A 12228-nucleotide genomic window follows, 5' to 3' on the forward strand; every position below is an offset into this window, starting at 1 on the left:
GTCAGTCTTTGCTCTTGATGACCAGTAAAAGTCCGGATGAAAGCGTGATGCTGCCGTATTCTGCGATCAGCACATTGCTGATTCCGAGCGTATCGCCGATGCGCAGCGTGGCGTTTTCCAGCGGGTACTGGAAGCCTTTCAGGCAGATGCCAGTTACTTCCGGGCTAAGCGGAAGCAAGGAGAAGTGCTGAAAGTGATCCTTTGTCACCTCCAGGCTTTCGGCGATGAGCTGGATTTCGTTGTTTGCGTCCACGATCCGGCAGGGAATGTTTGCTTCCAGCCCCTTGGCCAGCAGGTGCACATTGGCCAGCGTGTGGTCAAAGCGCGACCCAAGCACGCCGAGCAGCACGATTTCGCCTGGCTTCTGCTCCAAGGCCCAGGTCAATGCCATCTCCGTGTCAGTCAAATCCTTCATTACCGGGTCGCAGCAGGAAAACTGTTCGCTGCTCTCCTCGATCCGCTTTTTTTCTTCCTCGGTCACGGAGTCAAAATCACCGATAGACAGGTGGGGAGCCAGCCCGTTTTCAATCAGAAACCAGGCTCCCCGGTCCACTCCGACCAGCACGTCATTTGGTTGTATGTACGACAGCGCCCACTCTCCTACATTTCCACCAGCAAACAGCAAGATTCGTTTCGCTTTGTTCATGTGTACGCCACTTCCTGCCAAACACGTTTTTTTGTTCCTGGTAAAGCATTTGTCCTCATCTTATCATGCCCTATGCGGTCTTGACAGTGAGGAACGCTTTGCAAAAGCAGATTGAATTTTTCGATTTATCGATTAAAATAATTTTAATGAACGATAGGAAGGTGATACCGTGATTACCATAAAGCGCATGCAGGTGTGTTCCATTGCCGACATCACGAAGGCGTGGAACAGGGGATTTGAGGGCTATTTTATTCCGGTTTCGATGACGGAGGAGCTGCTTCTGCAACGGCTGGCAGCGGAGTCGTACGTTCCTTCGCTTTCGGTTGTCGCCTACGACGGAGATGAGCCGATTGGACTGGTAGCAAACGGTCTGCGCACGATTGACGGCAAGACGGTCGCCTGGAATGGCGGGACCGGGGTAGCGAGTGCATATCGGCGTCGGGGAGTGGGACGCCGACTCATGGAAGCGAGCTTCGAGCTGTACCGGGAAGCAGGTGTAGAGGTCGCTACATTGGAGGCGATCAGCAAAAATGAGCAAGCGATCGCGCTGTATCAACAGCTCGGCTACGAGATCGTGGACCGCCTGCTTTTCTGGCAGCGGACAGACGCATTGTCCGAGGATGCGTTCCGGGTGGGGCAAGTGGCATCGTATCAGGTGAAAACGGTTCTGCCGCAGGAAACGGCCCGCCTTTCCTTTTACCGGGCAGATGTCCCCTGGCAAAACCACTGGACCAGCCTGCGTGATGCAGAGGCGCTGGCAGTCGAGGACAGTGCGGGATCACCCGTCGGATACGCCTTGTACAAGCGGATGTGGAATGAACAGGGGGAGGTCACAGCGATCGTCTTGCGCCAATGTGTGGCACAGCCCGACCATCCTGATGCCGAGACGATTTTGCGGCTTGCTCTCGATCGTCTTTACGCGCCTGCCGAGCTGGCCTGCCGCCGTTCTACCTTCAACCTGCCGGCTTCCCACAGCATGCTCCTGCGCGTATTGGAGGATGCCGGCTTTGGAGCGACCGAGACGGAACAGGTGCTGATGGTGCGCAACATGGAAAAAGCGGCAGACCGATAAGCGGCGCGGCGGCCTGACTACGTTTGGCAGTTGGTGCAAGCGAATACTTTACGGGAGGAGAGCTCGCTTTTCGCGATGGCGTGTCCACATTGCGGGCAGGGCTCTCCTTCTCTGTCGTATACCTGGCAGCGCTTGTCGAAGCCGCCGGTAAGCAGATCGCCGCGATAGAGCGGCGTCTCCATGTAGCCGCCGTACTTGATCGCTTCTTGCAGGACCGTCTGCATGGAGTGGTACAGCCGGGTCGACTCCGCGTCCGTCAGCTCCGGAATTTTCCGCGTCGGCAAGATGCCCGCGTGAAAGCAAATCTCGTCGGCATAGCAGTTGCCGATTCCTGCCAGCCAGTGCTGATCGACGAGCGCTGTTTTCAGCACACCGCGCTTGCCGGTCAACAGCCGGGCGAACTGTGCAGGGGTGAAAGCAGGTGCGAGCGGCTCCGGGCCGAGAGCGGACAGCTTGCGGGCAGCCTCGTCTTTGTCCAGCAGGTGCAGGTAGCCGAGACGCAGCCCGTGAAAATACAGGATGTGTTCGCCAAAGGATAACGTCACCTGGGCTGTTCGATCCAGCTTGTCCGTGCTCGTACCCCAGTAGAGAAAGCCGCCCAGCATCAAATGAAGCAGCAGCAGTTGGCCGTTTTGCAGCAGGAACAGCAAGTGTTTGCCGCGCCTCTCGATGGCGGTCAGGCGGTTTCCTGCGAGGATGCGGGAGAACTCCTCCGAAGCGAGGTTGATCGTCTTCTCCCGGTTGACCTGGGTGGCGGTAATTTCTGGTCCGCATACACGCGGCACAAGCAGTGTGCGATACGTCTCCATTTCCGGCAGCTCAGGCATTTCGTCCCCTCCTGTGGGCAAAGGATGATGCCTCTAGGTTTTCCTCGGGGCTGTTTTGTCATGCCGTTCAGATCGTTTATAATCAGAAACATACCAACTCTACAAGCAAATCGGGTAATATAGGATGAGGAATCATCGATGATACGTATTTTGGAACAGGAGATTACAGGAGCATGCAAAAAGTAGATTTGATTGCCACGGCGACGTTTGGACTGGAAGCAGTGGTGGCGGAAGAAGTAAAGGCACTCGGCTACCACGATGTGCAGGTGGAAAACGGAAAAGTGCAATATCGCGCCGATCTTTCGGCGATTGCCCGCAGCAATTTGTGGTTGCGTACCGCAGACCGTGTGCGGCTAAAGATCGGGGAGTTTCGCGCTACCACGTTCGACGAGCTGTTTGAACAGACAAAAGCGCTTCCGTGGGCGGACTGGATCAGCGAAGATGCCGCCTTTCCCGTCGAGGGCAAGTCGGTCAAGTCGACCTTGTTCAGCGTTTCCGACTGTCAGGCGATCGTAAAGAAGGCAGTAGTGGAAAGCCTGAAAAAGACCTACAAACGGGATTGGTTTGAAGAAAAGGGACCGCTGTACAAGATCGAGGTCGCCTTGCACAAGGACGTGGCTACCTTGACGATCGACACGTCGGGACCGGGCTTGCACAAGCGCGGCTACAGGGGCTTGATCGGAACGGCCCCATTGAAAGAGACGATGGCTGCGGCGATGATCCTGTTGTCGCGCTGGAAGCCGGACCGCATCCTGATGGACCCGTTTTGCGGCTCCGGGACAATTCCGATCGAGGCGGCGCTGATCGGGCAAAATATCGCGCCGGGCATGAACCGCGAGTTCGTCTCCGAAGCGTGGCCCGTCATCCCGCGCAGCATCTGGCGGGAGGCGAGGGCGGAAACACACGACCTGGCCCGCTATGAGCAAAAGCTGGAGATCATTGGTACCGACGCGGATGATGAGATATTGAAGGTAGCCCGCCGCAATGCTGGCGAGGCAGGCGTCGACGATCTGATTCATTTTCAGCGAATGGACGTGCGGGATATTCGCTCCAAACGAAAATACGGCTACTTGATTTGCAACCCGCCGTACGGGGAACGCCTGGGCGAATGGAAGCAAGTGAGCCGGCTGTACGGGGAAATGGGGCGGACCTTTGCAGCAGAACTGGATACATGGTCGTTTTACATCATCACCTCGGACGAGCAATTCGAGGAGCACTTTGGACGGACGGCGAGCAAAAAACGGAAGCTGTACAACGGCAATATCAAAGTAGACTACTACCAGTTTTACGGACCGAAACCGCCTCGTCCAGCAGTGGTTGCCCCGGGAGAATAAGCGGGAGAAGCATGGGGGGAGAGAGAGTACATGAGAAAAGCGAAACGTATAAGCAGTCGCATCACGGCTGCATGTATGGCGTTTTTTATGCTTTCGGCTGCTGTCTTGCCGGTTTCTGCGGAAGGCACGGCGACAAGTGCAGCGACTGCCGAGACGCCGCAGGCTGACGAGGCATCAGAAACCACAGAACCGACGGATGCCGCGGAGACGCCGGAAGCAGACTCAGTGGAAAAGCGAGTCGAATTCGTCGACGTGGAAAACAGCTACGCCAAGAACGCTATCACCCGACTGGCGGAAATGCAGTTGATCAGCGGGCAAGGTGACAACCATTTTTATCCGCAAAATCCGATTCGCCGTCAAGATGTGGCAGTGCTGATCAGCAAAGTTGTAGGCTTGCAGCCGCTGGCAGACCGCGAAGCCGTATTTGCCGATGTACCGCAGGAGAGTGCCTACGCTCCGTACGTCTACGCACTGGCACAGCTTGAGGTGCTTCGAGGCAGGGACGATCAAACGATGGGAGCAGCAGACCCGCTGACCCGGCAGGAGATGGCAGTCATCCTTGGGCGCTTGATGAAGGAGATCGGCGTTGTACCGGCGATTGGCACTCCGGCGATCGCATATGAAGACGAAGATGAAATCGCCAGCTATGCCCGGGAAGCAGTCCGGCAGGTGACCAATCAAAAATGGATGCAAGGGGCAAACGGCCGGTTCAATCCTACGGGCCTGGTGACGCGTGCGGAAGCGGCTGTCATCGCAGAGCGCCTGCTCGACGTGCGCTATGCGCAGGCAGATACAGGAGAATTCGCGGTAAACACATCGGAGCTTCGCGTCATGGCAGGTGAAAGCGAATCGTTGAAAGTGACGCGACCCACCGGAGAAGCGCTGCCGTTTACACCGATTTTCGCTTTTGACCGCCCGGAACTGGGGAAAGTGCTGGGAGACGGGACGTTTGTCGCCGGACCTGCGCCGGGTAGGGGGAATGTGACGGTTACAGTCGGGTACCGGACCTTGACGATTCCCGTCGAGATCACGGAAGCCCCGCCAGCGAAAGAGGCGGAAGAAGAGACCAAAGCCGAGTCGACGACCGCGGAACCGGTGACTAACGAGGAGTCGGCGGACGCTGACCAGGACGTTGCTCCCGATGAGGCGGCAGCGGACGAACCTCAAGCAAGCGAGGACAGCCAAGCCACTGAAGAAAGCGAAGAGCCAGCACAGGAGGAAACTGCTTCTGAACCTGGGCAAGACGCGGACCAGACCGATGCCCAGGAAGAGGAGATTGTGGCTGGAGAAGAGGAATGGGTCAATTTCGGACCGGAAAGTTTTACCTCGGTGGCAACGATTGGACCAGCCGACCCGTTTTTCCGCCAGGTGGAGATGCAGTATCCCGGCCCTGTCGGTGGACTGACAGCGATCTCTGAGGAGTGGACAGGCTACAACCGTCAGTTCGGGCGCAAGGTGACCGTCGTGTTGCCGGAAACGAAGGCGCTCGGCCAGGTCAACCTGACTTTCCAGCAGCGTAAAACGTCAGGTATCACCCTGCCCAAATGGATGGAAGTAGAGGTTTCCCAGGACGGCAAGGCATGGTCGTATGCGGGCAAAGCCTTCCATGACGTATCCCCGGCAAACGAGCAGATGGTCATGCGGACGTTGGCGATTTCCCTGCCCGAGATTGAAGCGCGTTACGTCCGTGTCACGTTCCCGGTAGACGTATTTGTGTTTGCCAGACAGCTCGAGGTATGGGGCAAAGGTACGGGGCAGGCAAACAGCATCGTCCTGCTGCCGCACCCGAACCCGACGCAGACGATCCAGACCGAGAGCGCACGCCGCCCGGTGGAGAACATGCTGCTTGCCTATACCGGCATGCATGGCGATCTTGGCACATGGCGCACGGAGGATTTCCTGCCGATGGTCGGCTATTTGACCCAGGATGGTTACATGCGGGATCAGATGTTTGACACGGTGCTGTTCTTGCCGTACCAAACGATGCCGGCAACGCGGGAGAGCTGGACGGACTACCTGGATGACCTGTTCCGCAAAAACCGGCAGCTCGACGCGCTGAACAGCGCGATGCGCGAATACAATCGCCTGCGCGGAACCTTGTACACTACGCCGACCAAGGAAAACGTCGTACTGGCGATTCCGTATCCGGCAGCGAGCCAGACCAATTTCGGCACACTGCCCGACTCATCCACCCCGCTTTCGTTCTCGCCGGCGGGAATCGGCGAGGAAAAAGCCTTCGAAAACCGCAAGCTGGCCGTGGAATGGTACTTCCAGGAGCTGATGAAGCGCTGGGAAAAGGCGGAGTTCAGCTATTTGCGCCTGGAAGGTATCTACTGGTTCCACGAATTGGTCGAAGACAGTGCGCCGAAAGAACGGGAACTGATTCGCAGCACTGCAGCCATGGTCCATGCAAAGGGACTACGCTATTACTGGATTCCGTACTACGGGGCTCCCGGACTGGAAGAGTGGAGGAGCCTGTCCTTTGACTACGCGTTCCTGCAGCCGAGTTATTACAGCGACAGGCAGATTCCGCTCGACCGCTGGGAAGGGTTCATGGACGCCGTACAAAAGTACGGTCTGCAAATCGAGATCGAGGGCGACAACAAAATGTACCGCGATCCGACGTTCTATCAGCTCTACTACAACCAATTGGCGATGACCCACAAGCTCGGGCTCGACACAAACACGATCCACGCCTATTACTACGGCTCCAAGACGTTCCTCGAAGCGTTCAAAAGCACCGATCCCGCCCTGCGCGCCATCTACGATGACACGTACAAATGGATGCGCGGCCGCTTCGGCGAGATAGACTATACGGTGCAGGAACTATTTCCCCAGCCGTAAATAGCACGCAAAAAAGAGCCTTTCTTCCCGGAGAAAGGCTCTTTTTGATTCGAATGAAGACGTGCAGGTTTTCGGAACCAGCGTGTGCGGTACTCAGACTGGATGTCTCCGCTGCTTGCGAACATAGATGATCTCAGCCAGCAAGCTGGCAGCCAAACCGATGAGCAGCGGAACAAATGAACCGGCGGAGACGCTGAACTCACCGGCGTGATTGAAAAACGCAAACGAAAACATAAGCCAAGGGATGGAGAATACATGGCCAAGCAGGTAGAGAAAAGCGGTCGTTCCTGCAAGAGCCGAGAAAGAAACGAAGAATCGTTTGCCAGTCATGTCAAAAACCTCCTGCAATCATTTTTCTGTTCTGTTTCGACGCCCGTTCACTATTTTAGATTACGTAAAAGCAGCGTATTACGTTTCCTTTTGGGGCATTAAACGGAACATGAAGATGTACAGGTACGCGCTCAAAAGAGAAACTGCCAGAATCAGGCCGAACACGCCGACCGGCGGCATCCATGCCGAAAAGGTGATCGCCAGTGGCGCGATAAACCGGGCGATGGAAAATTGCAGGGATGATGCGCCCATGTACTGCCCGCGTGACTCTTCGGGTGCGTATTTGCTGACGAAGCTTTGCGCGACTGGCGTGCGAATCAGCTCGCCCAGCGTCAGGATGAACATACAGCCGAACAACAGCCAGATATTCGTCGTGAAGGCCATCAGGAACATCCCGAATCCGTACAGCACGGAGGATGTAATCAGACTGTTGCGGTCGCTCCAGTTCTCGAACCATTTGGTCACGGGCAGCGTGAACAACACCACCAGCAAACCGTTCAGCCCCATCAGCCAGCCGAAGGCACTGGTTCCGCCTACTTGAAACGACCAGTCTCCCCAGGAAAGCAGCGGCTGTGCCGGGACAGATTCCTTTACGTACAGCGCCATGTAGAGGTCCAACTGCATAAAGGCAATCCCCACCAATACGCCAGCGAGCGTATAGAGGGCAAACACCTTGTCGCGAAAAATGACAGCATAGCTGTGGAACTGTTCCTTGAACGAGAACGGTTCTTTTGCCTTTTCCGCTCGTACTTCGGCAGGCAGGGTTTCTTTGATCAGGAAATAGACGATCACCGCAAAAACGGCTTCGATGATCATACAGGCCAAAAGCAGCTCAAACCGGTAGTTTACGAAAAAGAACGAGCCGAGCACGGGACCTGCCACCACGCCGATGTTCATGGTCGTGTAAAAGGTGGCAAACACGATCCTGCGGTCTTCTTCCGTGGTCAAATCTGCGACCATCGCCGAGCTTGCCGGCCAGTAGAGCGATCCCGCAAGCCCAATGCCCATAAAGGCGATGTAATCGACCCAGGGAGAGGTGGAAAAGGCAAACAGTCCAAACATGCTGGCGGAAATACAGAGCGAGAGCAGCATCGTCGGCCTGCGCCCCACCCGGTCAGCGAGGTAGCCGCCGACCAAGTTGGAAAACATCCCGAGCAGCGGCGGAACCATCAGCAAAAATCCGGCGATGTCTTTGCCAAACGAGTCGCTGAAGAGAATCCCCATAAACGGAAAGTACATCCAGAAAAATGTATGAGTAATCAGTTCGCCAAACAGACGAACCTTCAAGTTCAAATCCCACGTACGCCAATGCATGACAAAAATTCCTCCAATCGTGTTCTCTGATTCTTGCCTGCAGGCCACCCGAAGCCTCCGCCGTGAGTAGGCATACTGCTTCCCAAGCGCGTACGGTTTTTCGAAAACAGGAAAAAGCGCAACACGAAAGAGGCTGGTGCTCTTCGCCTGCGCTTTTCACGATAACCGGGATATGCGGACACAACAGCAAAGATCAGTGAAGAAACAGCGGGTACACGACGGTACAACGGCTGCTTTCCTACTGTCGGCTGCTCGCCCGATTGTATCGGGAAAAGACAGAAGCGGTTCAGGCATCCTGCAGTCTAGCTATAGGGTATTGGGTTTCCAGCAAGAGGCGGCGGCCCCTTGTCAGAGGCCCAACCTAAGCCATTACAACTGCAGTGATTCGCATGGAACAGCGCTCCTGTCTTAAAAAATTTTGTACAGATCAATTCTTGTTGAATAGATTAAACCATCTATGGGCATATTTGCAAGGGAATTTTGTAAATTTGGTAAAAATGAATAAACGGAAGCACATTCCGGTTTGCATTCGTTCGAATCCTTCAGTAAAATATTTTTTAATATTGAGAGAACGGTAGGAGGAGATCGCATGCAAGATCCACGTTTTGCCAAGCTGGCCGAAAATTTGTTGAGTCACTCTGTTCGTCTCCGGGAAAAGGAACATATTCTTATCGAGGTGCGCGGGGAGGGGCATGCCCTGGCACGTGAGCTGGTCAAGCAGGCGTATGCCAAAGATGCGTACCCGTTTGTGCGTATCCTCGACCCGATGCTGCAGCGAGAGTTGATGATGGGTACGAGCGCGGAGAGAGCCGCTCGTGTGGCGAAGTGGGAAGAGCCGATGTACAAGGATTTGCACGCGTATATCGTGATCAACGGTCCTGCCAACGACAGCGAAATGTCCGATGTGCCGGTCGAACGCCGCCGCGCCCACCAGCAAGTGATGCAGGAGTTGAACGACTACCTGATCAACAACAGCCGCTGGACACTGTTGAACTTCCCGACTCCGGCGATGGCCCAGAGCGCCAACATGTCGATGGAAGCGTTCGAGACATTTTACTTCGACGTGTGTTCGATTGATTACAAGAAAATGCATGAGGCGTTTTTGCCGCTGGAAGCATTGATGAACAAGACAGACAGGGTCCGTCTGGTCGGGCCGGGCACAGATCTGCATTTTTCGATCAAAGATATCCCCAACGTCATCTGCTCCGGGCTGCGCAACATCCCGGATGGGGAAATTTACACTGCTCCCGTGCGCGATTCCGTCAACGGTACGATTACCTTCAACACCGCCACAAGCTATATGGGGACACGATTCGAAAATGTGCGACTCACCTTTGCGGACGGTAAAATTGTCGAGGCGACCGCCAACAACACCCAAAAGCTCAACGACATTCTCGACACGGACGAAGGGGCACGCTACATCGGCGAATTTGCGATCGGTGTGCATCCGTACATCCTGCACCCGATGAACGACATCCTGTTTGATGAAAAGATCGCGGGCAGCTTCCACTTCACCCCCGGCCGCGCCTATGAAGCCGCCGACAACGGCAACCGCAGCCAGATTCACTGGGATATGGTAAACATCCAGCGGCCCGAGTACGGCGGCGGGGAAATCTGGTTCGACGACGTGCTGATCCGCAAAGACGGACGATTCGTCCTGCCGGAGCTGGAAGGGTTGAACCCGGAAAATCTGAAAGCATAAGAACCGAAAAGAGCGAAACCCACGACCATCATGCCTGGCATGGTGGTTTTTTTATGCCATGGTACATTCGATACATTTTATAAAACTTTTTAAATAAAAATGTTTACAAAATGCAAGTCCCAAACGTATACTTAATATACTAAAAAGTATAAAAAGTAACAAAAAGGGGCGACTTGTATGATCCGTTTGCGCTGGAGGGAGAAATTGCATACTTTTTTTGGCGGAAAGCTGATCGGGCGGGAATACAATGCAGACGAGGGGTATGTCACCCAGCATTTGGAGTTGGGTATGCACGAAGCGGCGGGAGACGTCGACCGGATGCTGCAAGACTTGTATCTCAGGCCGTAAACCGGGGGATGTTTACGGTGAAATTGGATCGGCGGCCGCGTCATTTGCTACAATGGAGCAAAACCAGGAACAGAGGGATAGACGTGAACCGCAAAAACTGGCTGGAATACATCGTTACGGAAGCGGATGAGGGGATGAGTGTGGAGCAGGTGGTCCGGCAGAAACTGAATGTGTCGGGGCGCATGCTGCAGCGGCTGACAAGGAGCAAGGGCATCCAGGTAAACCGCAAAACTCCTTATCTGCAGCGGCAGGTTAAAACAGGAGATCAAATCGCAGTTCGCGTCGGGGAAAAGCCACAGCCGCAGCACGATACGCCTGTGCCAGACGAGCGGGCAGCGGGGCAACCGGCAGATGCCGCCTGGACGGGCGAGCCGATCAGAATCGTATACGAAGACGACCATTTGCTCATCGCCGACAAGCCGGCGGGGATGATGGTGCATCCGCTCAAACCGGAGCAGCAGGGAACGCTCGTCCACGCCTTGGCAGCCTTGTTTCGGGAACGCGGAGAGGCGGCTGGCGTTCACCCGGTGCATCGCCTGGACAAGGATACGTCGGGCGTGATTCTGGTGGCGAAAAGCAGCTACGGGCATCAGCTCGCAGACCGGCTGTTGCGCGACGGGCAGATTCACCGCGAGTATCTGGCTGTCGCAAACGGCCGGATAGAGGCAGACAAAGGGACGATCGATGCGCCGATTGGCCGTGATCCACGCCATCCGACGAGGCGATGTGTGTCAGAGCGCGGCGATGCAGCTATTACCCATTATGAGGTAGAGAAGCGATCAGAAGGGATGAGTCTTGTCCGCGTCTGGTTGGAGACAGGCAGGACGCACCAGATTCGCGTTCATTTGCAACACCTCGGCCATCCGCTGGTCGGAGACACCATGTACGGAGGCAGGCGGACCTTGATACGCAGGCAAGCGCTCCACGCCTCTACGTTGACGTTTGTCCACCCATTGACGCAGCAGGAGATTCGCTGCACGGCACCGCTGCCTGCCGATATGGAGAGATTGATCCACATTGAATTTGCCGTAGAGAAACAGGACTGAAGCTGCATGCGGTCCTGTTTTTTTGTATGCAAGTATTTACATGCACCAAAATATGACATATACTACATGTGCACAGACGAAATGAAAGCAAGCACTTGCATGAAATGAGGGGAACGACATTGCATACAAAAGAAAATGAAAACTCTGAGGGAGGAAAAAGGGGAGAAGCGGAAACGCGTCAGCGAATCCTGGCTGCTGCCAGTCAGCTCATGGCGCAAAAGGGGTTCAAGGGGGCGACGACGCGCAAGATTTCCGAGCTTGCCGGGGTGAATGAGGTGACGATTTTTCGCCACTTTACCAACAAGCAAGGACTTGCCGTCGCACTGTTGAACGAAGCGCTCGACATCCGTGAGCCGCTGGAGAAAAGCCTGCAAGGAGATTTTTCGCAGATTCGGGAGATGCTGATCCATTACGCGCGTACATACTACAACCTGTTGGTAGATAGAAAAGAGTTGACCATGATTTGCGTCATCGAAGCGGATAATTACCCCGAAGTGGGCGAGTTGTTCAGCAAGGTGCCGCTCTCCGCGATCCAGCTTTTGGGCGAGAAGCTGCAACATTTTCAGGATGAAGGCCATCTGCCGCCGTGGGTAGACTGCTGGTCGGCAGCGGCGATGTTTTTGTCGGTATGCTTTCAGGCGTTTATGGCAAAGTACCGGCTCCACGTGACATTGCCATCGACAGAAGAGCATTTGTTTGAACAAACGACGGATATTTTGTTGTACGGACTTCTTTCGGCAAAAGAAAAATAAATCACCGAATCGG

The 12228-nt window shown here is 55.1% G+C and carries 11 protein-coding genes; 7 read left to right on the forward strand and 4 right to left on the reverse strand.

Annotated elements, in window-relative coordinates; genetic code table 11:
* Position 1: 1 nt before the first annotated feature.
* Positions 2-646: a thiamine diphosphokinase gene (locus ACAF76_RS01050; RefSeq protein WP_400162192.1), complete on the reverse strand. Its 645-nt coding sequence runs from the start codon at positions 644-646 to the stop codon at positions 2-4.
* A gap of 169 nt (positions 647-815) precedes the next feature.
* Between ACAF76_RS01050 and ACAF76_RS01055 the strand changes: the two genes are divergently transcribed.
* Positions 816-1718, forward strand: coding sequence for a GNAT family N-acetyltransferase (locus ACAF76_RS01055; RefSeq protein ID WP_400162193.1), 903 nt, complete (start codon positions 816-818; stop codon positions 1716-1718).
* Positions 1719-1735: 17 nt separating this feature from the next.
* Here ACAF76_RS01055 and ACAF76_RS01060 read toward each other — a convergent pair whose 3' ends face one another.
* Entirely contained in the window at positions 1736-2545 is an 810-nt protein-coding gene (locus ACAF76_RS01060) for an Fpg/Nei family DNA glycosylase (RefSeq protein ID WP_400162194.1), read from the reverse strand.
* Between the two features lie 173 nt (positions 2546-2718).
* On the opposite strand from ACAF76_RS01060, the gene ACAF76_RS01065 reads away from it, so the two are divergent.
* Positions 2719-3879: a class I SAM-dependent RNA methyltransferase gene (locus tag ACAF76_RS01065; protein WP_400162195.1), complete on the forward strand. Its 1161-nt coding sequence runs from the start codon at positions 2719-2721 to the stop codon at positions 3877-3879.
* A gap of 30 nt (positions 3880-3909) precedes the next feature.
* The gene (locus ACAF76_RS01070; protein ID WP_400162196.1) at positions 3910-6723 is read left to right on the forward strand and encodes a DUF4855 domain-containing protein; all 2814 of its coding nucleotides are present in this window, start codon (positions 3910-3912) and stop codon (positions 6721-6723) included.
* A gap of 93 nt (positions 6724-6816) precedes the next feature.
* On the opposite strand, the gene ACAF76_RS01075 is transcribed toward ACAF76_RS01070, so the two are convergent.
* Positions 6817-7053 carry a hypothetical protein gene (locus ACAF76_RS01075; protein ID WP_400162197.1) on the reverse strand — a complete coding sequence of 79 codons (237 nt, stop codon included), beginning with the start codon at positions 7051-7053 and terminating at the stop codon, positions 6817-6819.
* A gap of 78 nt (positions 7054-7131) precedes the next feature.
* A complete protein-coding gene (locus ACAF76_RS01080) occupies positions 7132-8367 on the reverse strand; it encodes an MDR family MFS transporter (protein WP_400162198.1) in 1236 nt (411 codons plus the stop codon).
* A gap of 589 nt (positions 8368-8956) precedes the next feature.
* Here ACAF76_RS01080 and ACAF76_RS01085 point away from each other — a divergent pair.
* The 4 genes from ACAF76_RS01085 to ACAF76_RS01100 all read left to right on the forward strand — a co-directional run bounded on the left by ACAF76_RS01085 (position 8957) and on the right by ACAF76_RS01100 (position 12215).
* The gene (locus ACAF76_RS01085) at positions 8957-10069 is read left to right on the forward strand and encodes an aminopeptidase (RefSeq protein WP_400162199.1); all 1113 of its coding nucleotides are present in this window, start codon (positions 8957-8959) and stop codon (positions 10067-10069) included.
* A gap of 177 nt (positions 10070-10246) precedes the next feature.
* Entirely contained in the window at positions 10247-10417 is a 171-nt protein-coding gene (locus ACAF76_RS01090; protein ID WP_400162200.1) for a hypothetical protein, read from the forward strand.
* Between the two features lie 83 nt (positions 10418-10500).
* Positions 10501-11463 (forward strand): RluA family pseudouridine synthase, encoded by a 963-nt coding sequence (locus tag ACAF76_RS01095; protein ID WP_400162201.1) that lies wholly within the window; start codon positions 10501-10503, stop codon positions 11461-11463.
* A 119-nt stretch (positions 11464-11582) separates the two neighbouring features.
* Complete coding sequence (locus tag ACAF76_RS01100; protein ID WP_400162202.1) at positions 11583-12215, forward strand: TetR/AcrR family transcriptional regulator; 633 nt, start codon at positions 11583-11585, stop codon at positions 12213-12215.
* Positions 12216-12228 lie beyond the last annotated feature (13 nt).

Origin of the sequence: Brevibacillus sp. TJ4 (genome assembly GCF_044627595.2) — a bacterium.
GTDB lineage: Bacteria > Bacillota > Bacilli > Brevibacillales > Brevibacillaceae > Brevibacillus.